At 42.3% G+C, this 24,681-nt stretch carries 17 protein-coding genes and 8 pseudogenes; 18 read left to right on the top strand and 7 right to left on the bottom strand.

Translation table 11 applies throughout. The features are described 5' to 3' along the window. Window positions 1-9 precede the first annotated feature (9 nt). Entirely contained in the window at window positions 10-456 is a 447-nt protein-coding gene (locus M5V91_RS27065; protein ID WP_009333344.1) for a YtoQ family protein, read from the bottom strand. Between the two features lie 162 nt (window positions 457-618). On the opposite strand from M5V91_RS27065, the gene M5V91_RS27070 reads away from it, so the two are divergent. From M5V91_RS27070 to M5V91_RS27090, 5 genes and pseudogenes are all read left to right on the top strand, one after another. Beyond that, window positions 619-1,131, top strand: a complete 513-nt coding sequence (locus M5V91_RS27070; protein ID WP_009333343.1) for a hypothetical protein — start codon at window positions 619-621, stop codon at window positions 1,129-1,131. 176 nt (window positions 1,132-1,307) lie between these two features. Beyond that, entirely contained in the window at window positions 1,308-2,357 is a 1,050-nt protein-coding gene (locus M5V91_RS27075; protein ID WP_217027865.1) for a PTS sugar transporter subunit IIC, read from the top strand. Next, on the top strand, window positions 2,326-2,643 hold the full coding sequence (locus M5V91_RS27080) for a thioredoxin family protein (RefSeq protein WP_009333341.1): 318 nt from the start codon (window positions 2,326-2,328) through the stop codon (window positions 2,641-2,643). Before M5V91_RS27075 ends, M5V91_RS27080 begins: the two co-directional genes overlap by 32 nt. Before the next feature lie 194 nt (window positions 2,644-2,837). Then, window positions 2,838-3,685, top strand: a pseudogene (locus M5V91_RS27085) (DUF1444 domain-containing protein). A 292-nt stretch (window positions 3,686-3,977) separates the two neighbouring features. Beyond that, window positions 3,978-4,115: a hypothetical protein gene (locus M5V91_RS27090; RefSeq protein WP_284521616.1), complete on the top strand. Its 138-nt coding sequence runs from the start codon at window positions 3,978-3,980 to the stop codon at window positions 4,113-4,115. 48 nt (window positions 4,116-4,163) lie between these two features. On the opposite strand, the gene M5V91_RS27095 is transcribed toward M5V91_RS27090, so the two are convergent. Next, window positions 4,164-4,457, bottom strand: a complete 294-nt coding sequence (locus M5V91_RS27095) for a hypothetical protein (RefSeq protein ID WP_284521617.1) — start codon at window positions 4,455-4,457, stop codon at window positions 4,164-4,166. A gap of 105 nt (window positions 4,458-4,562) precedes the next feature. Here M5V91_RS27095 and M5V91_RS27100 point away from each other — a divergent pair, with 105 nt between their 5' ends. The 5 genes and pseudogenes from M5V91_RS27100 to murC all read left to right on the top strand — a co-directional run bounded on the left by M5V91_RS27100 (window position 4,563) and on the right by murC (window position 10,525). Continuing rightward, entirely contained in the window at window positions 4,563-4,937 is a 375-nt protein-coding gene (locus M5V91_RS27100; protein ID WP_284521618.1) for a hypothetical protein, read from the top strand. 505 nt (window positions 4,938-5,442) lie between these two features. Next, on the top strand, window positions 5,443-7,074 hold the full coding sequence (locus M5V91_RS27105; protein WP_439649976.1) for a DNA translocase FtsK: 1,632 nt from the start codon (window positions 5,443-5,445) through the stop codon (window positions 7,072-7,074). Between the two features lie 166 nt (window positions 7,075-7,240). Continuing rightward, window positions 7,241-8,337, top strand: a pseudogene (locus M5V91_RS27110) (nicotinate phosphoribosyltransferase). Between the two features lie 37 nt (window positions 8,338-8,374). After that, the gene (locus M5V91_RS27115; protein WP_019383044.1) at window positions 8,375-9,028 is read left to right on the top strand and encodes a hypothetical protein; all 654 of its coding nucleotides are present in this window, start codon (window positions 8,375-8,377) and stop codon (window positions 9,026-9,028) included. Window positions 9,029-9,229: 201 nt separating this feature from the next. Continuing rightward, a complete protein-coding gene (gene murC / locus M5V91_RS27120; RefSeq protein ID WP_009333335.1) occupies window positions 9,230-10,525 on the top strand; it encodes a UDP-N-acetylmuramate--L-alanine ligase in 1,296 nt (431 codons plus the stop codon). 94 nt (window positions 10,526-10,619) lie between these two features. On the opposite strand, the gene M5V91_RS27125 is transcribed toward murC, so the two are convergent. Next, window positions 10,620-11,735: an aminopeptidase gene (locus M5V91_RS27125; RefSeq protein WP_019383045.1), complete on the bottom strand. Its 1,116-nt coding sequence runs from the start codon at window positions 11,733-11,735 to the stop codon at window positions 10,620-10,622. Window positions 11,736-11,962: 227 nt separating this feature from the next. On the opposite strand from M5V91_RS27125, the gene M5V91_RS27130 reads away from it, so the two are divergent. From M5V91_RS27130 to ytxJ, 3 genes are read left to right on the top strand one after another with little or no spacing between them, the layout of a single operon-like run. Beyond that, the gene (locus tag M5V91_RS27130) at window positions 11,963-12,448 is read left to right on the top strand and encodes a DUF948 domain-containing protein (RefSeq protein ID WP_009333331.1); all 486 of its coding nucleotides are present in this window, start codon (window positions 11,963-11,965) and stop codon (window positions 12,446-12,448) included. A gap of 22 nt (window positions 12,449-12,470) precedes the next feature. Then, window positions 12,471-13,031 (top strand): YtxH domain-containing protein, encoded by a 561-nt coding sequence (locus tag M5V91_RS27135; RefSeq protein ID WP_284521619.1) that lies wholly within the window; start codon window positions 12,471-12,473, stop codon window positions 13,029-13,031. 40 nt (window positions 13,032-13,071) lie between these two features. After that, window positions 13,072-13,401: a bacillithiol system redox-active protein YtxJ gene (ytxJ, locus tag M5V91_RS27140; protein WP_251174713.1), complete on the top strand. Its 330-nt coding sequence runs from the start codon at window positions 13,072-13,074 to the stop codon at window positions 13,399-13,401. A 99-nt stretch (window positions 13,402-13,500) separates the two neighbouring features. On the opposite strand, the gene pilM is transcribed toward ytxJ, so the two are convergent. After that, window positions 13,501-15,714 carry a cell division protein FtsA gene (gene pilM / locus M5V91_RS27145; protein ID WP_284521620.1) on the bottom strand — a complete coding sequence of 738 codons (2,214 nt, stop codon included), beginning with the start codon at window positions 15,712-15,714 and terminating at the stop codon, window positions 13,501-13,503. A gap of 240 nt (window positions 15,715-15,954) precedes the next feature. On the opposite strand from pilM, the pseudogene M5V91_RS27150 reads away from it, so the two are divergent. The 4 pseudogenes from M5V91_RS27150 to motS all read left to right on the top strand — a co-directional run bounded on the left by M5V91_RS27150 (window position 15,955) and on the right by motS (window position 20,092). Further along, window positions 15,955-17,030 (top strand): annotated as a pseudogene (locus M5V91_RS27150) (bifunctional 3-deoxy-7-phosphoheptulonate synthase/chorismate mutase). 250 nt (window positions 17,031-17,280) lie between these two features. Continuing rightward, window positions 17,281-18,277: pseudogene (ccpA, locus tag M5V91_RS27155) on the top strand (catabolite control protein A). A 272-nt stretch (window positions 18,278-18,549) separates the two neighbouring features. After that, a pseudogene (motP, locus tag M5V91_RS27160) lies at window positions 18,550-19,316 on the top strand (flagellar motor protein MotP); the annotation flags it as partial. 39 nt (window positions 19,317-19,355) lie between these two features. Then, window positions 19,356-20,092, top strand: a pseudogene (gene motS / locus M5V91_RS27165) (flagellar motor protein MotS). 84 nt (window positions 20,093-20,176) lie between these two features. Here the strand turns inward: motS and M5V91_RS27170 are convergent. The 3 genes and pseudogenes from M5V91_RS27170 to M5V91_RS27180 all read right to left on the bottom strand — a co-directional run bounded on the left by M5V91_RS27170 (window position 20,177) and on the right by M5V91_RS27180 (window position 22,721). Further along, window positions 20,177-21,349, bottom strand: a complete 1,173-nt coding sequence (locus tag M5V91_RS27170; RefSeq protein ID WP_251174714.1) for an acetoin utilization protein AcuC — start codon at window positions 21,347-21,349, stop codon at window positions 20,177-20,179. Next, window positions 21,346-21,992, bottom strand: a pseudogene (locus tag M5V91_RS27175) (acetoin utilization AcuB family protein). The gene M5V91_RS27170 and the pseudogene M5V91_RS27175 overlap by 4 nt, the downstream one beginning before the upstream one ends. Window positions 21,993-22,088: 96 nt before the next feature. Beyond that, window positions 22,089-22,721 carry a GNAT family N-acetyltransferase gene (locus tag M5V91_RS27180; RefSeq protein ID WP_217032631.1) on the bottom strand — a complete coding sequence of 211 codons (633 nt, stop codon included), beginning with the start codon at window positions 22,719-22,721 and terminating at the stop codon, window positions 22,089-22,091. A 221-nt stretch (window positions 22,722-22,942) separates the two neighbouring features. Here M5V91_RS27180 and acsA point away from each other — a divergent pair. Continuing rightward, a pseudogene (gene acsA, locus M5V91_RS27185) lies at window positions 22,943-24,660 on the top strand (acetate--CoA ligase). Window positions 24,661-24,681 lie beyond the last annotated feature (21 nt).

Consider the following 24,681-nt stretch of genomic DNA (forward strand, 5'->3'; position numbering starts at 1 on the left):
CCCCTTTTTCTATTCGGTTTCGAAGATGTACGACAAAACTTTCAAGGCCTGGTTGACCGTTTCAACAGTAACATTGGCTTTACTTGAAAGCTCCTTTAAAGGGTGATGCAGCTCATTGGGACGGATGAGGATCAGCGGTTTTCCAAGTGCCGCAGCAGCACTTGCGTCCATGGCTGTGTTCCATTGCTTATATTTTTCACCAAACAAAGCAATCACGAGATCCGATTTTTGCATAAGAAGCTGTGTTCTTAAGTTATTGATGCTTGAAGCGGCTTCATCACGGAAGATTGCATCCGGCTGCTTCCCGAGAATTTCCTCTCCGATCATGTCAGAACGGTCATGGTTTTCCATAGGACCCGTAAAATGAACAGGCAGCTGAAGTGATTTAGCTTTCTCCTTTAATTCATTGCGCCAATTGGAATGTATTTCACCTGCTAAGTAGACGGTTATTTCCATTCTTTTTCCTCCTTTATGCAATATTCTTATATTTTAACATTTCTTCTAAGAAGTAACGCAGTGAAAAGGCCCTCAATCCTTATATGAAGGGTTGTCAGACTATTAAGAAGAAATGTATGATAGGGAAGGATATGAGATTCCATGCAAGGAGGGGACTTTAGAATGCATAAAAGATTCACCGCAGCCTTGCTCTTATTTATTTCATTTATACTGGTCAGTGCCTGTTCAGCATCGTTGGAAGAAGAGCAAACTGCCGCAAAGAATGCTGCAGAGGAAGCATTCAACCTATCACCTGAAAAGACAAATCATGAGTTTGAAGATATAGAATATTATTTGCCTTTCGGCTACGAAGTAGAAGAGGAAAGTCCAAATAACATCATTTTAAAAAATGGCTCCAAAAGGTATATCCTTTTTTACAACCAGCATGAAGGCCCGGACAGCAAGGTTGTTTATGATGCTACCCTAAAGCAAAAAGATAAATATGAAGTTAAAGAGACGTTTACAAAAGATGGACATAATGGCTTCCTGTTAATCAACAGAGGGAAAAAAGACGAACACGAATTGGTAGTCGGGATTGGCGGAGTAAAATTATCTACGCAGGCTGCGACCAGAAATTTATCCTCTGAGGCCGCTGCAATGATGGAGATAGCTAATTCTGTCCAGGTGAAGAATTAAAGCGAAGGGCGATGTCCTTCGTTTTTGTTTTGCTTTTTTTTAAGAATTTATTTTTAATAAATTATGATAGAAAACCCCTATTATAAAGAACAATAAGAATACAAAAGATTTTATATTACAAGTGTCTTTACATGTGTTATCTTATAGTTGCAGAACTTTTAAATAGGGGGAAAATAATGAGAGCCTTTCTGAATAGAAAAGGGGTAACCCTTTCACCTAAAGTATATTTTATAGATGCACTGAGCAGCATGGCGCTTGGATTATTCGCTTCGCTGATCATTGGGCTTATTATTAAGACAGTCGGCGAACAGACTGATTTCAAATACCTGGAGGATATGGGCACTCTGGCTATGGGTCTGATGGGGCCTGCAATAGGTGTTGCAGTTGCATACGGACTTAATGCTCCACCGCTTGTTATCTTTTCAGCCATTGCCAGCGGGGCTGCCGGCGCGGCTCTTGGCGGTCCAGCAGGGAGCTTCGCTGCAGCTCTTATTTCCACAGAGCTTGGAAAACTTGTCAGTAAGGAAACAAAGGTTGATATCATTGTAACACCGCTTGTTACAATTGTGGCTGGTTATATGGTTTCAACATTAATTGGCCCCGGGATCGATTATGGAATGAAGAGCTTTGGCAGCCTGATCATGTGGGGAACAGAGCAAAGGCCAATCATCATGGGCATCATTGTGGCGGTATTAATGGGTCTTGCCTTGACGGCACCCATTTCTTCAGCCGCCATTGCGCTTATGCTTGATCTGCACGGAGTTGCAGCAGGAGCTGCCACTATTGGCTGTGCAGCACAAATGGTCGGCTTCGCAGTGAGCAGCTTCAGGGAAAATAAAATGGGCGGTTTAGTAGCGATTGGAATAGGAACATCCATGCTGCAGGTAGCCAACATTATTAAAAATCCGCGTATTCTTATTCCACCTACCCTTGCAGGTGCGTTCCTGGCACCCTTTGGCACGACCGTCTGGCTAATGGAGAACAATGCTGCAGGAGCAGGCATGGGAACAAGCGGGCTGGTTGGACAGATAATGACTTTTACAACGATGGGCTTTGGTTCAGAAATTTGGATGAAGGTCATTATATTGCATTTTATTGGACCGGCTCTTATCAGCCTGTTATTATCTGAGTATATGAGGAAGAAAGGCTGGATCCAATATGGAGACATGCATATCAGCACAGGGGGCGAAAAAAATGAAAAAACTGGAATCGGCAGAACAATTTAACGAGATGCGCAGCAATGGGAAGCATATTTTCATGTTTTCAGCTGACTGGTGTCCGGATTGCCGGGTTATTGAACCGATATTGCCTGAAATAGAAGCAAAATATAGTGAATACACTTTTATTTATGTAGATCGCGATCAATTCATTGATCTTTGCATTGAGCTTGATGTCTTTGGGATCCCAAGCTTCATCGGATACAGGGATGGCCAGGAACTTGGCCGCTTTGTCAGCAAAGACCGCAAAACCCAGGAAGAAATTGAAAACTTTATTCAAACTCTTGAACAATAAGCCTGTGTACATTTAGTGTTCAAATTTTACTTTGATAAATGTCTAGCGCAAGCAGCCTGCCCTCTCGAGGCGTCGGGGGCTGGCAAGGCGCTTCCGTTTTTAGGCCCTCCTGCATCTCTTTTGAGCAGGAGGGTTTATTAGTGTAGAATGATAGTCGGAAATCAATCCCCATAAGGAGGGGCTTATATATGAAAATGGATAGTAAAAAGATGAAAAATGAATTGGAGCAGCGCTTAGCAAAAGAGAACCGGACTTTCTCTTTGACAGGGAAAAAGATCAGTTCAGAATCGAAAATAAGGACACTGGAAAAGGAATTACCATCTCTCTTCCGGGCATTATTGCTAAATGGCAGGAGCAAAAGGAAAAAGCGATTGAAGAAGTCGTTTATTATGTGGAAGAAGGCCTGGAGGCAATGGTGGAGGATGCCCATTTGTCGGGACATGAAAAAAATATTTTTCCAGTCATCCGATCAACTTCTTTTCCAGGCGAGTCACAGGAAGGTATTCCTTTTTTGACAGATGAACATACGGCTGAAACACGAATTTACTATGCGCTCGATCTTGGAAATACGTATCGCCTCATTGATGCAAAGCTAATGGAAAAAGAGAGCTGGGATCCCGAAAGAATTAGAGAAACGGCTCTTTTCAACGTAAGATCCCTGTCGACAGATATGAAATCGGATACTGTTGCAGGCAACACTTTCTATTTCTTAAACAAAAATGATGGATATGATGCAAGCAGAATCCTGAATGATTCCTTTATTAAAGAAATGGGCAGGAAAGTAGAAGGATCCATGGCCGTTGCCGTTCCGCATCAGGACGTATTGATTATTGCTGATATAAAAAATGAAACAGGCTATGACGTTCTCGCCCAGATGACTATGAGTTTCTTTGCGAGCGGCAGAGTGCCCATTACTTCCCTGTCATTCTTATATGAGAATGGAGAGTTTGAACCAATATTTATTTTGGGTAAGAATAAAAAAGTAGGTTTTAAGGGTCACAGCAATGTGGTCCTTTTTTTGTTTAACACTGATTCTTCCTGAAAACAAGGCGATAAACCCCCAGGTGAGATGAACCATTACCGAATGATATATAGATCCGTTATTTTAAATGAAAGTTAAGCAGTTCCGGGTAAAAAGACAGATATCACTACTTATGAACCTTTAATCACCCGCCTGAGTCGAAAGTATGCCTGCAGCCTTTAGTTTGTTTGTAAATTTACCCATTCTGTCTTTATAAGGACTCATTCTCGGATTTCTTATTCAAAATCTGTGAATAACTGCTAAAATAATATAGAAAGTCTAACAAAGTTTTTAATAGAAAGAGTTGATATAAATGAGCTGGATTAAAAAGCTATTCCATATGTTTAAAAGTGATGAGGAAGAATATGAGGAAATGGAAGAACATGCAGATGAGCATAACTATGAGAAGCAGCCGCCTGCAAAAAAAACAAAGAAAGTTCGAGAGACATAGATGCTAAAGTAGTCTATCAATACCCCAAAGGCCAATTCCGTTTTCCGGTCATACCTGACCATGAAGCAGAACGGGAGAATAAGAGGCAGCAAAGACAGGATCATAATAGACAGGATCATAATCGTGGGAAGCCTGTAAATAAAACTGAAAAACGGAAGTCAAGGGCAGGAGAAACGGAATGGCAGAAAAAGCCGGCGGATACTCCAATCCATGAAAAAAGGACGCCTCGTTCCGCAGATAGGGAGCGGCAAAGAAAGTCTGCGCCACCACCTGCCAGTGAAGAAAAAATTCTGACCCGTAATGAAAGAGAGGCTGCCAGCAAGAAAAGACCTTTTCAGCCAACAGAAATTCCATCGCCGATATATGGATTTAAAAGGCCACGGCCAAATGCCCAGCAAGATAAATCTGATAACGGGGAACAGGAAAACCGCAGGGAACTTACATACGATGAGGTTATGCGCAAAATTCAGCAGACCCCCTAATCGGCCGAATGTAACCGAAGCTGTTTCGGATGAAGAAAGAGAAACTGTCATTTCCGATAAACTGAAAGCTTTACAGGCACAGGCTTCTGCATTGGAAACAGAGGAACCAGCAGCCAAAAGATACAAAATAGGTGAAGCGTCTGAATTAATGTTTGAAGTACCTGAAAATAACCAAGAAACATTGCGGCATGAAGAAACACATACTGCCTGGCAAGATCATAAGGAACCTGGCAGGCAGCTTGGAGGATCTTCCAAGCCTGACGGTGAATCTCCAAATAGTGAGGATCGCATCGGTCTTAAAAAAATCGGAAATCAGCAGATCGCTCGCAAACTTGATTGAAGAGGCTCTGCACGAGGAAGAAAAAGAAGAATACACAGCAGAACTCTCAGAGCAGAGCGAATTAAGATCTCATGATATCCTTGAGATTGAAGCTGAAGAGGATGCAGAAAAGAATGAATTTCATCACGATTTAGGGATTGTTGCTAAAAGTGACTCGGAAGAGTTTATCCATATAAACTTAAAAGAGGGAAACTCACAAGCAGAAGGAATGGAGATGTCTAATAAAGCTGAATTAAGTTCTGATCATGAAGATAGCGGGGAATTAACAGGCTCGTTCTCTACTCAGGCTGAACTGATTTCTGATATAAACAGGGCTGAGAATGCAGAGCAAAATGAGACTGCAGGTGCAAATGAATACTTAGAAACAAAAACAGAATCTGCTGCGTCAACCCCACAGCAGGAAGAAGATGCCCAGGAAGGGAAGAAGCCTTCATCAAGAGGATCAATTCCATTTAATGTCATCATGCTGAATAATGACAGAAAAAAACTGAATCAGCAGGATAAGATGGCAAGACCGTCAGATGAAAAAAATAATATCGCTATGTTTCCGTCAGAAAATATCCAGCAGTCTGCTGCTGCTGCAGAAAAGATCGAGAATCATCCACCGGTGAACCATTTGCCTATGGAAGAACGTGCAGAGCAGACACCGCCTGCATCGGAAATGGACCGATTTGAGGATGAACAGACATATCAGGGGGACGAAGAAATTTTTTATTACCAATTTCCTTCCCAGACATTGCTGACACCGCCAGTAATCATGGAGGAAGCTTCCGATTGGCTTTACGAACAGGAACAGATGTTAAATTCTACACTGCAAAATTTCAATGTCAGGGCGAGGGTGGTTAATGTTACGCAAGGACCTTCTGTAACAAGGTTTGAAGTACAGCCCGAACCAGGTGTCAAGGTGAATAAAATCACGAACCTCTCAGATGATATAAAGCTGAGTCTGGCAGCAAGGGATATTCGGATCGAAGCGCCGATACCAGGAAAGCATACAATCGGCATTGAGGTTCCGAACCAGAGCAGCCGTCCGGTACTTATCAGTGAGATCATCAGCACCCCGGAGTTCCAGACTGGCCAATCCCCATTAACGGCTGTGCTGGGGCTTGATATCTCTGGGAAGCCGATTGTGACGGATTTACGGAAAATGCCGCATGGTTTGATTGCCGGTGCAACGGGATCAGGGAAGAGCGTCTGTATTAACACGATCCTGGTAAGCCTGCTGTATAAGGCGAGTCCCGATGAATTGAAGCTTCTTCTGATCGACCCAAAAATGGTCGAACTTGCACCATATAATCGAATTCCACATTTGGTCAGCCCGGTTATTACCGATGTAAAAGCGGCAACGGCAGCCTTGAAGTGGGCTGTCGAGGAGATGGAACGCAGATATGAATTGTTTGCCCATGCAGGTGTGAGGGATATAAACCGTTTTAATGAGCTGGCAGAGGAGCATCAGCAATATTCAGAGAAGCTGCCATTTATGGTCATTGTGATTGATGAGCTGGCAGACTTAATGATGATGTCGCCAGCCGATGTGGAAGAAGCCATTTGCCGGATTGCACAAAAAGCCCGTGCATGCGGAATTCATCTTATTATTGCAACCCAGCGTCCTTCCGTGGATGTTATTACCGGCTTAATCAAGGCGAATGTGCCTACAAGAATTGCATTCTCTGTGTCATCTCAAATCGATTCAAGAACAATCATTGATATAAGCGGAGCTGAAAAACTGCTTGGACGGGGAGATATGCTTTTCCTTGAAAACGGATCCTCAAAGCCAGTGAGGCTGCAGGGTACATTTGTTTCAGATAAAGAAATTGATGATGTGGTAGCCCATGTACGGAGGGAACGCGATCCTGACTACTTATTTGAGCAGGAAGAACTTCTGAAAAAAGCTCATGCAATAGAAGAAGAGGATGAATTGTTTTTTGAAGCATGCGAGTTTGTTGTTGATCAGGGAGCGGCTTCCACTTCAAGCCTGCAAAGAAGATTTAAAATAGGATATAATAGGGCAGCCAGGCTGATTGATATGATGGAAAAACAAGGGTTCATTTCTGAAAATAGAGGCAGCAAGCCAAGGGATGTCCTCATTACAGAAGCTGATCTTGAATCCATACAAGAGACTAGTACATTAAATTAATCCATGGTATTCTTTACTTGCATGTTTAAAATAATATGAATAAACAACTACGATAAACGAAGAAAGCATTCTAAAGCTGGCGGGCTGCCGGCATAGAGGCCTGCTCCTTGCAAACCAAGTCAGCAGGCGCTTCTGCTTTCTTTAATGTTTCTAAGGAGCTTTAGGGATGAAGGAAATTGAAATGAAGGTTAAAGGAGAAATCAAACGTCTGACAAACCAGACTTTTAAATTCGATGAACGTGTAAGAGATGGCTGGTTTTCAGCGGTTTACTTCCTTAAAACAAGAGAAATTGTTAAGAAATATCACGAAGATAAAATCGTAACCATGCAGTTTTTCCAAAAGAATCATGCCGTTCTATGCGGTACGGATGAAGTCATTGCGCTGCTAAAAACATTTGCAGACCGCCCGGATGATCTGGAAATTTATTCATTAAAAGACGGTGATAAGATTTCACCCTTTGAAACAGTTTTAACCATTACAGGAAGATATCAGGATTTCGGATATCTTGAAGGAATAATTGACGGCATATTGGCCAGAAGAACTTCAGTTGCCACGAATGTCTATAATGTGGTAAAAGCAGCAGGTGTTTCTGGTGTTCAAAAGCAGGTCATCTTCATGGGGGACCGGGATGATCATTATATCACCCAGGCAGGAGATGGCTATGCAGCCTTTATTGGGGGGCAACAGCCCAGGCCACGCATGCGATGAATGAATGGTGGGGCAAAAAAGGAATGGGAACAATGCCGCATGCTTTGATCCAAATGTTCGAGGGAGATATCGTTGCATCTACTAAGGCTTATCAGGAGACGTTTCCTGAAGACGATTTAGTTGCTCTGGTAGACTACAACAATGATGCCATAACCGATTCCCTGAAAGTGGCAAGAGCCTTTGGCAAAGAGCTTAAAGGTGTCCGGGTTGATACATCAAGAACAATGATTGATCAATATTTCTTAAGAAATCAGCATTTGCTGGGAACGTTTGACCCGCGCGGAGTCAATGCAGAACTGATTTTCGCTTTAAGAAAAGCGCTGGATGATGAAGGTTTCCAACATGTGAAGATTGTGGTGAGCGGCGGTTTTACTGAATCCCGAATCCGTGAATTTGAAGAACAGGGTGTTCCGGTTGATACCTATGGAATTGGAAGCAGCCTGCTGAAGATCACCACAGGGTTCACTGGAGACAATGTAATGATTGACGGTAAGCATGCAGCTAAGGCAGGACGCCGTTATCGTCCAAACCCCCGCCTTGAAAAGGTTGAATAACTGAACGCTATTTACAAGAAAGTAAGGAGCATCCTAAATGGATATGGACAGCTCAATTCTGGATTTACAATCTTTCCGTAAAGCTAAACAGCTCCAGGGAGAGAATAATGCTCTGCGTTTATACACATTAAGCAAGGATTATACAGAACGAACGGCTAATATCAGAGAGAAAGTCCGGGCAAAGCATTTATTTCGGAAAACGCTCGGTCTTGCTTCTGAGACGGCTTTTTCGCCTATTCAGCAGGAAGTTTTTCAGGATTGGTTTCTCTTTGATTATAAAACCATTCAAGGCTCTACTATGTTCAGTCTGTTCTTAAAGAACAATGCCAGGCAGCTTTCAGAGTCAGATCTCATTCAGGGGGCTCTCTTTTTAACATCAGTCATGGAACCCATCCGGATTTTAGATGTAAGTCAAAAGAAAATCTCCGCCTCAGGTGTGGAAGATAGCACTTCTTTTCTCTTAAGTCAGCACGGGGTGTTTCGGCCGGAACTGTCAATAGGGTGGTATTTTATTAGAAGAATACCAATCCAGATGTATGATCTTCCTATTGGACCATTTATCTCTATTCAAAAGGATGAAGGAGTTCACCGTTTAACGAAGGCATTTTCGAAGGCAAAATTAAAGGTTCCTGACCTTACATGGAGAGCTTTCCTGAAATCTAATGTTTTATTTTTTATTTCTGGGGTATAAATAGCTGGCAATACGTTACATAGTTTTTAGAATCGATTAATGATATAATGATTCAATACATTAAAGTGTAAGTAAATAAAAATGACAGCGGAAAAGCTTAGCAGCACAGTCATGGAAGCATGTCTTCTAAGGGGATATGCGCAAAACTAGATATATGTCATATACTGTTTTACAGATATACGATGGTTGGAGGTTCTTTATATGACTATTTACCATTTCGTAGGTATTAAGGGGTCTGGAATGAGTGCATTGGCACAAGTTCTGCATGATATGAATTATCAGGTTCAAGGCTCCGATTTTGAGAAACACTTTTTTACTCAGGTTGCACTTGAGAAATCCGGAATAAAGATCCTTCCCTTTCAAAAGGAAAACATACAGCCGGGCATGACGGTAATCGCCGGGAATGCATATCCGGACACGCATGAAGAGATTGAGGAAGCAATGAAGCTTGGCTTGCCTGTTGTGCGTTATCATCGATTTTTAGGTGATTTCATGAAGAATTTTACGAGCATCGCTGTGACGGGAGCTCATGGGAAAACATCCACTACAGGCTTGCTTGCGCACGTAATGCGAGGCGCAAAACCAACTTCATTCCTTATTGGAGACGGTACGGGCAAAGGGGACAAGGAAGCTGAATATTTTGTTTTCGAAGCTTGTGAATACAGAAGGCACTTCCTTTCTTACTATCCTGATTATGCAATAATGACGAATATTGATTTTGACCACCCTGATTACTTTGCCAACATTGAAGATGTGTTTTCTGCTTTTCAGGAAATGTCATGGCAAGTGAATAAGGGGATTTTCGCATGCGGTGATGACGAGCAGCTGCAAAAAATCCAGGCAAAAGTGCCCGTGGTATTCTATGGTTTTGGAGAAGATAATGATTTTCAGGCACGCAATGTAGTTAAAACTACAGAAGGAACAACATTTGATGTATTTGTCCGGAACACCTTCTTTGAGACTTTCTCTATTCCAGCGTATGGAGATCATAACGTCTTGAACTCCTTAGCTGTTATCGCTCTATGTCATTATGAAGAGATCGATGCAAAGATTGTCCAGGAACAGCTTCTTTCCTTTGAAGGAGTGAAAAGAAGATTTTCCGAGAAGAAAGTGGGCTCTCAGGTAATTATTGATGACTATGCCCACCATCCGACAGAAATTAAGGCGACTGTAGAAGCTGCCAGACAAAAGTATCCTGAAAAGGATGTGGTTGCAGTTTTCCAGCCGCATACATTTACGAGGACTCAGGCCTTTCTTGATGATTTTGCATCAAGCCTTAATTTGGCTGACAAAGTATATCTTTGCGAAATCTTTGGCTCTGCCCGTGAAAACCATGGAAAACTCACGATTGATGACTTAAAGGCCAAAATTCCCAATGCACAAATTCTAAATGAAGAAGAAACGGCTGTACTAAGGAATCATGAAGATAGCGTAATTATGTTTATGGGTGCCGGGGATATCCAAAAATTCCAGCAGGCATACGAAAACCAAATATAAATCATAAGAAGGATGCTTCGCTAAGGAAGCATCTTTTTCTTTATGACTTTAAATGTTGATAACTTTTTTGCTCCAGGCGCCTGGAGCTTTTTTATTACTTTAAATTTTCCGGATTTAATGCTTCAAGTTCACTAATGACAAATCGCCCGTCTTTTCGGATTAATACCTCATCAAAGTAGATTTCACCGCCGCCATAGTCAGGGCGCTGGATGTTGACCATATCCCAATGAATATTGGATTTATTGCCATTATAAGCTTCGTCATAGCACTGTCCAGGTGTGAAGTGGAAGCTTCCGTCAATTTTTTCATCGAACAGAATATCCTGCATTGGATGAAGAATGTATGGGTTAACCCCGATAGCGAATTCACCAATATAGCGCGCACCCTCATCAGTATCAAAGATTTTATTGATGCGTTCGCTATCATTGGCTTCCGCTTCAACAATTTTCCCGTCTTTAAATGTCAGTTTTACATTTTCAAATGTAAAACCATGGTATGGAGATGGAGTGTTATAGGTGATGACGCCGTTGACAGACTCACGTACAGGGGCAGTATAGACCTCTCCATCAGGGATATTCATTTGACCTGAGCATTTTATTGCCGGAATATCCTTAATCGAGAAGGATAGATCTGTTCCAGGGCCAGTTATTCTGACTTTATCGGTTTTATTCATTAATTCCACAAGGCTGTCCATTGCTTTGTCCATTTTGCCGTAATCCAAATTGCAGACATCAAAATAGAAATCTTCAAATGCTTCTGTACTCATTTTAGCCAGCTGGGCCATGGAAGCATTAGGGTAACGCAAAACCACCCATTTCGTTTTTGGCACGCGGATTTCTCTATGCACTCTTTGTCCGATGGTTGATCCATGGATTTTCATTTTATCATCCGGCACATCAGCCTGCTCGTTGATGTTGTCTCCGGAGCGCAGTCCTATGTATGCATCCATTTTGCTCATAACATTTGCTTCAAACTCAGCCATCAAATTGAATTGCTCTTCCTGTGCCCCTAAAAGCAGGGAGCGATCAACCTGATGATCCTTTAAGGAAACAAAAGGGTATCCTCCAGCTGCATATGCTTCCTTAACCAGCGCGGTCACTAATTCCTTCTGCAGTCCGAAATTTTCAATAAGGACCTTCTCTCCTTTCTGGAGTCTGACTGAATAGTTAATCAAATTTTTTGCCAGTTTTGCAATACGGGGATCTTTCATGGATAAATACCTCCAGTAAATTTATTTTTCCGACAACTATTATTGTACCCGAAATGATAGGTTTTGTTTAACCTTTTCCAGTTGTGCTAAAATTTACTTTAACTGATGAAAATACCTGTTAGAGAAGGAATTTCGACTTCACAAGTGGAATCTATTAATGTACTCCTGGTTTAGAGGCAGTGCATCTGGGTAAAAAGATATTATACAGACAACCGGAGGTGTAAGAATTGGAAATTATTTTATACTTAAGTGTAGCAGTAATTGCTATAGCATTTCTTGTTTTGGTCATATATCTGGCGAAAACGTTAAAATCCTTACAAGGGACATTAGATAACGTATCAAACACATTGGCAGGCCTTGAAAGGCAACTAGATGGTGTCACGAAGGAAACCACTGTCCTGCTGCATAAAACCAATTCACTGGCTACAGATATTCAGCAGAAATCTGAAAACCTGAACAGTGTCGTGACTGCGGTAAAAGAAGTTGGTGACTCTGTCCGCAAATTTAATGGATCCATTCAGAAAATCACATCTTCTGTAAACACACAGCTTGAACAGAATAAAGATAAAATCTCACAGGTGGTACAGTGGAGCAATGTTCTCCTTGAAATCAAGGATAAATGGAAAATGAGAAAAGAAGACCCTTATCAGTACAACGTCAGCGAGAAACAGATGCTTCCGCCTGAACGCCAGAGAGAAAGAGCAAGATACTAGATTTAAAGGAGGAAAAAGGAGAATGAATAGTCAAGACCGCACTCAATTTGATTCAAATCAGGCGAAAACAGATGAAAATATCAATACGAAAGATTTCATGATTGGTGCCTTAATCGGAGGCATGGTTGGCGCAGCAACCGCTCTGTTCCTGGCTCCTAAATCAGGCAAAGAGCTTCAGAGTGATTTAAGCGAAAAGGCTGCCCTATTAAAAGAGAAGTCAGGACAGTACCGTGAAACAGCTATGACAAAAGGTACCGAACTGGCTAATGCTGCAAAAGAAAAAACAAATGTGCTGACTCAAACGGTGACAAAGCAATCCAATGAACTCGTTAATAAAGTAAAAAGCTTGAAAGAAGCTCAAAATGGACAAGCTGGTGCAAACGGGACATCCGAAGAAAATGGAGAGGCCATCAATAACGAGACATTCCAGGCAGAAGGGAACGCTCCAGTAAATGATGCAGAAATCCAAATGAAGCTGGAAGAGACGAAAAAGCTTTTGACGAAACCGAGCAAAAGTATAATTAATTTTATTTGTTTAAGCAACGGTGAAGTGGTACGATTACTTCACCGTTATTTAATTTAAAGAGCGAGGCTTTGCCTGGCTTAGTTGGGGAGGCAAGAAAATGAAAAAATTTGATAGCCATGAATCATTTGATCAAGTAGTAGAATCAGGAGAGCAGCTGCTGGTTTTAAAACACAGTTCCACTTGTCCGGTGAGCGGCGCAGCGTTTGAAGAATATGAAAGCTTTGTAAAAGAGCATCAAGATGTAAATGCTTATTACTTAGTTGTTCAGGATGATCGTCCCTTGTCAAATCACATTGCAGAAGCTTTTCATATCAAACATGAGTCTCCTCAGGCCATTCTATTTAATAATGGAGATGTTGCCTGGCATGCATCACATTGGAAGATTACATATGATTCCCTGGTGAATGCTGTGAAGGAAAACAGATAAAACCCATCCAATCGGATGGGTTTTTGCTATCAAACAAGAAAATATATATTTATTAAACGTCGATAACTGTCTAACACTAGCAGCCTGCCCCCGCTTTTCTTATATATACTTCACATTTGAATTTTTATTATTTATGGCAGGCCACACGATTTTGAGATGATCACCAGGCTCTATAGGTTCATGAAAAGATGCCTTTTCCCCATTTTTCAAGAGAACGAAGCTTCCGGAAGATGCTGCAGGCATATCTACACTAACATGGCTGAAGATATCCTGAAAAATAAAAGGAGACATTGGTTTTTTCACGAGTGTTATCGCATCTCCAGCATGAATCGCATCATCTTCATTGAGGACAGCTCCTTCCCTCTGAAATTCAAGTATCCCTCTTGAAAGCTCTAATTTCTTACCGTTAAACATGACCGGGATCCTCTGCTGTAGTACCAGCTGCTTTATATCTGCTAATTCCTTTACTGATAGTGTGCCTCTTTTTTCAATTCGGAGATTGTCACCATCGTCTACTATGCTATGATAATTCGCCTCAAGGCCGTTTTTAAAAAGCTTTCCGGTATGGCGGGGGAGGAATGTCTCTTTTTCATTAATGCTGATTCTAAAAGGCGTAAGCTCGCTTAATAAATCGTTTAGGTTCAAGTTTCCTAAGACTTCTTCAAATGTTTCCGGAATTCTGCACTCTACCTTATCCCGATCAGCAATGATCTGTTCAAGCGAGGCAGCTTTTTCATTACAGGTAATAACAGGGTGGATTGTGTACTGCTTTTCGTTAATAGTAATAGACTTTTCAGGAACTTCATCAATCAAATCTTTTATGCGGACTTCAGCAGGCAATCCGTCACGTCCTCTTGAAACAGTGATGATATCCCCTGATTTGATTTCTTCATCCAAAGCACTTGTAAGGCTGTTGCGTATGATGACAGGAGCTTCTCCATGACTTCCTGGAATCGTAACGCTTTGCCCGTTTAGTTTGACTATCATGGCGAGTCCGGGCTTACCGTAAAGCTTATTCATTTTAATGCCTGCTGCCAGGAGACAATCCCCAACTGTCAGGTTCTTGACCTCGAATAGCCTGACAGGCTGATCGTTGACGTAAACTGTACAATATTGGACTGGGGCTTTTTTAGCAGCGATGGCTATTCCTATTGGGGTGACAAGTTCAGGGCCTTTGTATGTAAAATCCGGTAAATTCAGCCCGCTTATTGCGTCAATTCCCCTTATTGCGACTCTATTCGCTGGAAGGCCCAGTCTTTGCGCTATTCTTTCAGGAAGTCCAGGTGTTAAGCTCCCGCCCCCTACCAGCATGACGGCTTTGGGCGGCCTATTATTCAGCTGCAGAATTTCATCGCAGATGGAATTTGTCAATCGTTCTAGCGCAGGAGAAATTTTTTCAATTGTCTCTTCCCTGCTGACTTCTGTCTGGAAGCCGAGAATATCCGTGACAGTAATTGTATCCGATACATGCAAATCTCTCTTTGCCTTTTCGGCTAAAGGAAAGTCCAGGAGAAACTGGTCACTGATTGCTTCAGTTATCTCATCTCCTGCTACAGGCACCATTCCGTAAGCTGTAACTGTGCCCATATCTGTAATGGCAATATCGGACGTTCCGGCACCGATATCAACAAGAGCAACATTCAGCCTTCTCATCGAAGGAGGAATCAGCACATTAATAGCTGCGATTGGCTCAAGTGTCAAAGCTTCCATTTCCAGGCCAGCCCTTTGTAGAGCTGAGATTAGTGACTCCACTACAACCTTGGGCAGGAACGTAGCAATGATTTCAACGGATGCTTCATCCCCCTGCTGATCAATTAGACTGCCGATTTCTTCTTTATCAAGACGATAGTATAAAACGGAATATCCAACACAATAGTAATAATAGCTTTTCTCAGTTTCATGTTTTTCTGCAACCATTGCCTGTGCCTGCTGAACTGCACTTAATTCAAGGTGAAGTATATCCTGCTTTTGCATCATCGGTTTTCCTTTAATACAGATAACTGTTTCAGATCTTTCTGTTTTTAAAGCCCTGCCTGCCGCTGCAACGCACACCTTTTTTAATGGGCCGTGTTTTGCTTCTAGTTCATCCCTGATTTCTGCTATAATTTTTGATACAGCCAGTACATCATGGATCTGTCCGTCGAGCATGGCCCTTTCTGCATGCTCCTTAATCACGATGTCTTTCACATGATATTGCCCGCCGTTTTCTTCGAGAATAATTCCGACCACCGTGCGGGTGCCGATATCCAGTGCAAAAAGCTTTTTTGTTCGTCCAAAGCAGTACACCTTCTTTGTAAATGTCATAAAATGCATAAATAAAGCCCTGAAGCCGCTTTATCACTTAAAAGCGTTTAATTAATAAAGAAATATTTCGTGACATGTCTGAATAATTCATATATAATAACCCTAATTATAAAAAATGTATCACATATCCAGAGGCCGTAAAAGAGAAAGATGGAAATGTTTAACGCTGTGCACATTTAGATGCACGTTTTGTGCATTATCCTGAAACCAACACGGCTTAAATTCAGATTTGAAAGGAAGGGACAGGAAATGAGCAATAAAGAGCTAGATAAACTTCGTGATCGAGTGGATGAGCTGAATCTCCAGCTTTTATCTTTGATCAATGAAAGAGCAGAACTTGTTCAGGAAATCGGAAGAGTAAAGGAAACACAAGGGGTTTATCGTTATGATCCTGTCCGGGAACGCAAGATGCTGGACTTGATAAAAGAGCATAATGACGGTCCTTTTGAAAATTCAACAATTGAGCATATGTTCAAGGAAATTTTTAAAGCAGGTCTTGAACTTCAAAAAGATGATCATAGAAAGGCGCTTCTTGTTTCACGCAAAAAGAAGCCTGAAAATACGATTGTAGACTTAAAGGGTGAAAAAGTAGGGGATGGCAATCCTCATCTTGTTTTTGGCCCTTGCGCAGTTGAATCTTATGAGCAGGTGGCAACTGTTGCTGAAGCTGTAAAAGCAAAAGGACTTAAGCTCCTTCGCGGAGGCGCATATAAACCAAGAACATCACCGTATGATTTCCAGGGGCTTGGCCTTGAAGGTTTAAAAATCTTAAAAGAGTGGCAGATGAATACGATCTGGCTGTTATTTCTGAAATCGTAAGCCCTAATGATATTGAAACGGCTGTAAATTATATTGATGTCATTCAAATCGGGGCAAGAAACATGCAAAACTTCGAGCTATTAAAAGCAGCGGGGGCTGTAAACAAACCAGTTCTTTTAAAGCGCGGGATTGCAGCTACAATTGAAGAATTCATCAATGCAGCGGAATATATCATGTCCCAGGGGAATGGACAGATTATTCTATGTGAGCGCGGAATCCGCACATACGAACGTGCTACACGCAATACATTGGACATTTCGGCTGTGCCTATTCTTAAGCAGGAAACACATTTGCCAGTACTGGTTGACGTTACGCATTCAACAGGCCGCAGAGATTTGCTTCTTCCAGCAGCAAAAGCTGCGCTGGCAATCGGCGCAGATGGTGTAATGGCAGAAGTTCATCCAGACCCGGCCGTTGCCCTATCAGATTCAGCGCAGCAAATGGACTTGAATCAATTTGATCAATTTATGGCTGAACTTCAATCTTCAGCATTGCTGAAAGTGTAGCCATCTAAATATGGAGAGCCTTCTGCTGGTAGCAGGAGGCTCTTTTTTGCATTTAAAGTGGAAATTTAAGTTTTTTTCAAAAATACAAGCCTTGACATTGCGGCAATTCCTGGACTGTCGTATGATTAAATACATAATTGTACATGTGTAACCACTCACAAATTAGGATAAAAAATGAGTAGGTTACGTCGTGTTGCTGTAAAATATAAAGTAATTGAAGCGACCGCTATTTAAAGAAGGAGTGTAAGTAATGAATGTAACAATATACGATGTAGCAAGAGAAGCGAATGTATCAATGGCAACGGTTTCTCGTGTTGTAAATGGCAACCCGAATGTTAAGCCTGCAACAAGAAAAAAGTAATGGAAGTAATTGACCGGCTTGGGTACCGCCCCAACGCGGTTGCAAGAGGATTGGCAAGCAAAAAAACGACGACAGTCGGTGTAATCATTCCCGATATCTCCAGCACCTTTTTTGCAGAACTGGCAAGGGGCATAGAGGATATTGCGACAATGTATAAATACAATATCATTCTCAGCAACTCCGACCAAAATATTGAAAAAGAACTGCACTTGCTCAATACTATGCTCGGGAAACAGGTGGATGGAATAGTCTTCATGGGCGGCAATATTACCTCCGAGCATGTTGAAGAGTTTGAAAAGTCACCGGTTCCGATCGTACTGGCTGGCTCTATTGAAGAAACAGGCAAAATCCCATCTGTAAATATTAATTATGAACAGGCAGCATTTGATGTGACTAAGTCATTTATTGAAAAAGGCCATAAAGATGCAGCTATCGTGGTGGGACCTCTCCGCGAGCCGATTAATCAGGAAAAAAGCTTGCAGGCTATAAGCGGGCTTTGGAAGAAGCTGAGGTGGCCTTCCGCGATGAATTGGTGGTTGAAGGAGATTATACTTACGATTCAGGTATAGAAGCCTTTGAAAAGCTGCTTGAGGCAGATCCGCGTCCAACAGCTATTTTTGCAGGATCTGATGAAATGGCATTGGGAATTGTCCACGGGGCGGAGGATAAAGGGTATAATATCCCGAAAGACTTTGAGGTCATCAGCTCTGACAATACAAGATTGGCATTAATGGTCCGTCCTCAGCTGACATCAGTCGTTCAGCCATTGTATGATATTGGTGCAGTTGCCATGAGATTGCTTACGAAACTTATGAATAAAGAATCAGTCGATGAGCAAATTGTTGTACTCCCTCACCGAATTGAAGAACGAAGCTCAACAAAGTAATGAATTTGCCGATATAACAGAAAAGCGGAAGCTCCTCGACCAGCCCCGACCAGCGCTGGAGGTCCAGAAGTTGAAGTCGTTCTTTGACTTCAGCATCTGGACCGAAGTGACTAGGGGCTAGGCGCTGCAGCTGGACAAAAGAGAAGAAAGAGAAGCGCCTTAATTAAAAGGCGTTTCTTTCTGCCAATTTTAAGCTATCGTACCTGTTTTAGAGCACATAAATAATAAACCATTAGACAAAGGCAATTCGCAATGGATCAGGGAGAGAGAGTATGAGAAAGGTTGATATGTTAACACCGGCTGGATTAATGGTGGGGCTTGCTATGCTGATTTTTGGAATCATGTGGAATGGAGGAGCTGATGGTTTTTTATCCTTTGTTGACCCTTCTTCAATTCTTATTGTTCTGGGCGGTTTAATAGCCGGGCTGCTTGTAAGTTTTCCTTTAAAAGATATCAGGCATATGGCCACCGTTTTTAAGCAGGTTTTTTCCAGTGAAGAGCAAAGCGTTGGCGAGCTGATTGGAATTTTTGTCAAACTCTCTGAGCGTGCCCGGCGTGAAGGGCTGTTATCGCTTGAGGCTGAAATCGGGAAGGTGGAAGATCCATTCATTCAGAAAGGCGTATACCTGGCTGTGGATGGTATAGAGCCAGATGTCATTACTGACATTATGAATGCCGAAATTATGGCGATGGAAGAGAGGCACAGAAAAGGAAGAAGCATTCTCGAAAGAGCCGGGGAATACGCTCCGGCATGGGGAATGATAGGGACCCTGATCGGACTGGTTCTGATGCTGAAAAATTTGAATGATCCTTCCACACTTGGGCCCAATATGGCTCTTGCCTTACTGACTACTTTATATGGATCCCTGCTGGCCAATCTGATTTTTCTGCCGATGGCAGCGAAGCTGGCTTTAAAGACAGAGAAGGAAGTTTTTTGAAGCAGATTATTATTGAAGGGGTTATCGGTGTTCAATCCGGGCAGAATCCGAGAATATTGGAAGAAAAGCTGAGCGCCTTTTTATCCTCAGAAGAACGGAGAGATTTGGATAAAGCTGTAAATGAGGGGAGGCACTGGATAATGAAGCCTAGGAGAAGATCTCCGGAGCCTCCAAAAGGCTCCCCAAGATGGATGGTGACTTTCTCCGATCTCGTCACACTGATATTGGTATTTTTTATTCTGCTGTTTTCGATGTCCCAGATTGATTTAATGAAGTTTCAGGCATTATCCGATTCTTTCCGGGACAGACAGGTGCTGGATTTTCAGCCGTCTATCATTCCTGCAGAGAACCCGGAACAAAATGAAGAAATAAAGGAAAATGAGGACAGCGGGCAATCAGATTCGCTTGATGAGCTTCTGATGGAGATCCAGTCGTTTTTGGATGAGAATGGCTTAGAAAAAGTGATTGTGGCGAACAGGACGGAACGGGGGTCGTTCTCGTTCTGCAGGAACAGGTTTTATTTGAATCCGGAGATGCCAGTCTGATAGACAGTTCATACTCTTTCCTGGATAAAGTAGGAACCCTTTTAGCAAACATGCCAAACCTTGTGAAGGTGGAGGGACATACTGATGACCGGCCCATAACTACTTACAGATATCCGTCCAATTGGGAGTTATCTGCTGCCAGGGCTAGTACTGTAATCAGATATCTAACAGAAAAGCATAATCTTGAAAGTCATAGGTTTATGGCTGTGGGCTATGGGGAAACCCGTCCTATCGTCCCTAATTCCGGACCGGAGAATTGGGAGAAAAACAGGCGTGTTGAAATCATTATTTCTGATCCGAAATTTAATGAAGATAACAATATTCATAATTGATAACAGGTCTGGCAATAGTCAGACCTGTTTATTTACATATGCAGAAATGAACAGCGGCCGGTAAAATGTTCCCGGCCGCTGTTCTTATAAAGATTCTGTCATTGTTCTGTTTCGGATCGGATAAAGAACTTTGTCCACTGTCCGGGCATTTTTTTCAGTTATTTCGCTCTTACGGGGGATAGGCTCATATAAATCAGCAGGATCATCCCATTCCAGGGGAAGAGGCACAGGTGCGTGTTCTTTCCACTTGTTTATCCATTCCGCCGGTATATTGCCGTAACAATTAGAGTTTTCAGTCATTTCGAGCCATATCATGGCCCATGCCCGGGGAACAACCCTCCAAATATCATAACCTCCGCCGCCGACGGCAATCCATTTCCCGTCACAATATTCATGGGCAATTTCATGGGCCAGTTTCGGAATTTCCCTATAAATCTTTATAGTAGATGACAAATGGGTAAGAGGATCAAGATAATGGGCATCAGCACCATTTTGCGTCAGGATCACATCCGGTTTGAAAAATTCTGCAACCTCCCGAAAAGCTGTACGGTATGCGTGAAGCCAGGAATCGTCTTCAGTAAATGCATCCACGGGAATATTAAAAGAGAATCCATATCCTTTCCCTTGTCCTCGTTCATTTACATTTCCGGTTCCGGGGAAAAGGTATCTGCCAGTTTCATGAATAGATAAGGTGCATACATCCGGGTCATCATAAAATGACCATTGGACACCATCACCATGATGGGCATCTGTATCCACATACAGAATACGGGCTTTATACTTTTCCTGTATATATTTTATGGCTACGGAGCTATCGTTGTAGATGCAAAATCCAGAAGCTTTTCCCCGAAACCCGTGATGAAGGCCGCCGCCAAGGTGAAGTGCGTGCTTAGCAAGTCCGCTCATGACTGCATCAACGGCTGCCAGAGTGCCTCCTACTAAAAGGGAGCTTGCTTCGTGCATGTTTTGAAAAATAGGTGTGTCCTCTGTTCCAAGACCATAGTTTTCGCAGATATCCTCAGGCAGGTTTCCTTTGCCGGCGAGCTTGACAGCATTCACATAACTAGGATCATGAATCAAGTGTAGCTCTTCATCGGAAGCCTTGCGCGGAGGAATAATATGACATTCTTCAATGGCATTGATGTTTTTGAGCAAATCGAGTGTCAGTTTCAGCCTTATCTGATTAAAAGGATGATTTTTGCTGAATTTGTAGTTCAGCAGGTCTTCCGAAAAAACAAATAATGAATCATGTGTCATAGTGAAATCCCCGGCAGGCTGGGCCATAAAACATGATGGCCTGCTTTTTTCAAATCTTCTACTACAAGCGTAGGGTTCATTGTCTGTACCCTTATCACCAGTATTTTGTATTTATCATCCGTTTTGTCAGGGTAAACAAGGACACTCTGTATATTTGCTTTTCTTTTGCAGATGACTTCAGCGATTTCAAACAGCATGCCTGCCCTGTTTGGCACCTTTACTTCAATCTGCGAACCTGGCTGATGGGCTCCCGTCAATTGAACTAACGTATGAAGCAAATCGGTTTCTGTGACAATTCCGACCAGCTTATCATCGTTTAATATTGGCAGGCAGCCAATTCGCTGTTCATAAAAAACCGCAGCAATTTCTTCAGCAAAATCAAGAGGGTGTCCGGTAATGATATCTGTCTTCATAATCATTTTTAATGGTCTCTGCAGATCTTCCTTAAATAGTTCTGTATGAAAAATAGATGGAGTCGCATCACGGATGTCCCTATCTGTTACAAGTCCCTGCAATCTGCCCGCTTCATCTGTAATAGGCAAATGCCGTATTCTTTTTCGTTCATAATTTTTATGGCGTCGGCAATGGTGTCTTCTTTTGACAAGGCCGTGACATCCGTTTTCATAATTTCTTCAACAATCACTTTAAATGCCTCCTTATAAATATATGGAGATACATTCATGCCGAAAAAATAGTGTGAATACAGGCATGAATTATGTATTGACGCTATTATTAAGATTTAATACATAAAGCGATTCATAAAGCGCAAGCGGTCAAATTGCTGCACTGAATCCTGATCCACTCTTTTTCCAATGCGGGCCATTAGGCAATTTGCGGGATGAGAACTGATTTCAGGGTCATCTGTGGCATACCATTCAAGACCACCGGCATTCATCATCTTTTCCATAACCTTCCTATATTCCCATACGTTCAGGCCAGTTCCTTTTAAATCCCAATGCCAATAATATTCAGTTGTTATAACAATATAGTCTTCCATTGCGTCATCCATCATGGATACTTTCAGCAGGTTCTTTCCTGTTCCTGAACCTCTGAAAGCCGGGATCACTTCTATTGCACCCAATTCTATTAAATTATCCATTTTTCCTTCCGACCAGCGCTCGAGAGGGTCTGGATACAAGTAAGTAACATAGCCGACAATGGTATGCCTGTCACGGGCCACTATAATTCTTCCCTCCGGCAATCCCGCAATTTCAACCAGGGCTTTATGCTGCTGAGCCGGAGGCCTGAAAGCAACAAGATCCTTGTGAAACTCATAATCTGCCAATTTTTCAGGTGAAATTGGCCCCTCAATGATTAATTTACCATTGGCTGTTTTTAATTCTTTTGCATTATAAGTTTTTTTATATTCCATTTATTCACCGCCATAGACATGATCAATGTAACTTCTATTATACATAAAAACACGGGGGATAAAGCGCTTTCACGCAATTTTCTGTGTAATTTAAATAAGTTTGTGACAATTTACCAGTTGGTTCATAAGTAATTTTTTCCCCGCTCCAAAATTTTAAAAATTGAGAAAATATAATGTTTATACTATAATAATATCAAATCTTAAATAAGGGGGATAATTATATGAAAGTGGAAGCGCTGCCAGTAACACAAGGGGACTTCAATTTAAAAAGCTATGATGAGCTGTATGAAAATTTTAACTGGGCTGATGCGGAAAAAGAATTTTCCTGGAAAGAAACCGGCCGCATGAATATGGCCTATGAGGCCATTGACCGACATGCGGAATCTTTCAGAAAAAATAAGGTTGCCCTTTATTATCGCGATGGACAGAGAAATGAGAAATATACATTCAAGGAAATGAAGGAACTATCCAATAAAGCGGGAAATGCATTAAAAGCATATGGCGATGTTGAAAAAGGAGACCGAGTTTTCATTTTTATGCCGCGTTCTCCTGAACTCTATTTTGCCGTATTGGGAGCAATTAAACTGGGAGCCATTGTAGGTCCTCTTTTTGAAGCATTTATGGAAGGGGCAGTCCGTGACAGGCTTGATGACAGTGAAGCAAAAGTTCTGATTACAACCCCTGAGCTTTTGGAACGTGTGCCTGTTGATCAGCTGCCTGCCTTAAAGCATGTTTTCCTTGTTGGGGAAAATATTGAGGAAACAGGCCCGTATGTGGACTTTAATAAAAGAATGGCTGAATCAAGCAGAAAGCTTCCAATTGAATGGGTTGACGGAAAAGATGGCCTTATTTTGCATTACACTTCCGGCTCTACAGGCAAGCCAAAGGGAGTTCTGCATGTACATAATGCAATGATTCAGCATTATCAGACCGCTAAATGGGTGCTGGACTTAAAAGAAGAAGATGTATATTGGTGCACTGCTGACCCTGGCTGGGTAACCGGTACTTCATATGGCATTTTCGGCCCGTGGCTGACAGGGACTTCAAACCTTATTGTCGGGGGCAGATTTAATCCGGAGACTTGGTATAAAATGATTGAGGAGTATGGCGTTTCGGTTTGGTATAGTGCTCCGACCGCTTTCCGTATGCTGATGGGGGCAGGTGATGAGGTTGTGAAAAAGTTTGATTTAAGCTCCCTTCGTCATGTCCTCAGTGTCGGTGAACCGCTAAATCCTGAAGTAGTCAGATGGGGAATGAAAGTATTCAATATGCGCATCCATGATACGTGGTGGATGACAGAAACAGGTGCACAGCTCATCTGCAACTATCCTTGCCTGGAGATTAAGCCGGGCTCCATGGGTAAGCCGATTCCTGGTGTTAAAGCTGCCATTGTCGATGACCAGGGAAATGAGCTGCCGCCAAACCGCATGGGGAACCTTGCAATTAAAAAGGCTGGCCTTCCATGATGAATGCCATCTGGAATAACGAGCAAAAATATGAATCTTATTTTATGCCAGGTGACTGGTATGTTTCTGGAGATTCAGCATATATGGATGAAGATGGATATTTCTGGTTCCAGGGTCGTGTAGATGATGTGATCATGACATCTGGTGAACGCGTTGGGCCGTTTGAAGTGGAGAGCAAGCTCATCGAACACCCGGCTGTTGCAGAAGCTGGAGTTATCGGCAAGCCTGATCCTGTCCGAGGTGAAATAATAAAGGCATTTGTTGCTTTACGGGACGGACATGAACCTTCTGAAGAACTGGTGGAAGATATCCGTCAATTCGTTAAGAAAGGCCTTGCTGCCCACGCAGCCCCGCGTGAAATTGAATTCCGCGACAAACTTCCAAAAACACGGAGCGGCAAAATTATGCGCCGGGTGCTTAAAGCCTGGGAACTGGATCTGCCAACTGGCGATTTGTCTACAATGGAAGATTAATAGAGGAGACCGCTGCATAAA

This window comes from Cytobacillus pseudoceanisediminis, assembly GCF_023516215.1.
In the GTDB taxonomy this organism is placed as follows: domain Bacteria; phylum Bacillota; class Bacilli; order Bacillales; family Cytobacillaceae; genus Cytobacillus; species Cytobacillus pseudoceanisediminis.

What these genes read in the sequence shown, in the direction of transcription:
- M5V91_RS27065 (WP_009333344.1), bottom strand. Translation starts at nt 456, where the DNA reads ATGGAAATAACCGTCTACTTAGCAGGTGAAATACATTCCAATTGGCGC.
- M5V91_RS27070 (WP_009333343.1), top strand. Translation starts at nt 619, where the DNA reads ATGCATAAAAGATTCACCGCAGCCTTGCTCTTATTTATTTCATTTATA.
- M5V91_RS27075 (WP_217027865.1), top strand. Translation starts at nt 1,308, where the DNA reads ATGAGAGCCTTTCTGAATAGAAAAGGGGTAACCCTTTCACCTAAAGTA.
- M5V91_RS27080 (WP_009333341.1), top strand. Translation starts at nt 2,326, where the DNA reads ATGAAAAAACTGGAATCGGCAGAACAATTTAACGAGATGCGCAGCAAT.
- M5V91_RS27090 (WP_284521616.1), top strand. Translation starts at nt 3,978, where the DNA reads ATGAGCTGGATTAAAAAGCTATTCCATATGTTTAAAAGTGATGAGGAA.
- M5V91_RS27100 (WP_284521618.1), top strand. Translation starts at nt 4,563, where the DNA reads ATGAGGTTATGCGCAAAATTCAGCAGACCCCCTAATCGGCCGAATGTA.
- M5V91_RS27105 (WP_439649976.1), top strand. Translation starts at nt 5,443, where the DNA reads ATGGCAAGACCGTCAGATGAAAAAAATAATATCGCTATGTTTCCGTCA.
- M5V91_RS27115 (WP_019383044.1), top strand. Translation starts at nt 8,375, where the DNA reads ATGGATATGGACAGCTCAATTCTGGATTTACAATCTTTCCGTAAAGCT.
- murC (WP_009333335.1), top strand. Translation starts at nt 9,230, where the DNA reads ATGACTATTTACCATTTCGTAGGTATTAAGGGGTCTGGAATGAGTGCA.
- M5V91_RS27125 (WP_019383045.1), bottom strand. Translation starts at nt 11,735, where the DNA reads ATGAAAGATCCCCGTATTGCAAAACTGGCAAAAAATTTGATTAACTAT.
- M5V91_RS27135 (WP_284521619.1), top strand. Translation starts at nt 12,471, where the DNA reads ATGAATAGTCAAGACCGCACTCAATTTGATTCAAATCAGGCGAAAACA.
- ytxJ (WP_251174713.1), top strand. Translation starts at nt 13,072, where the DNA reads ATGAAAAAATTTGATAGCCATGAATCATTTGATCAAGTAGTAGAATCA.
- pilM (WP_284521620.1), bottom strand. Translation starts at nt 15,714, where the DNA reads ATGCATTTTATGACATTTACAAAGAAGGTGTACTGCTTTGGACGAACA.
- M5V91_RS27170 (WP_251174714.1), bottom strand. Translation starts at nt 21,349, where the DNA reads ATGACACATGATTCATTATTTGTTTTTTCGGAAGACCTGCTGAACTAC.
- M5V91_RS27180 (WP_217032631.1), bottom strand. Translation starts at nt 22,721, where the DNA reads ATGGAATATAAAAAAACTTATAATGCAAAAGAATTAAAAACAGCCAAT.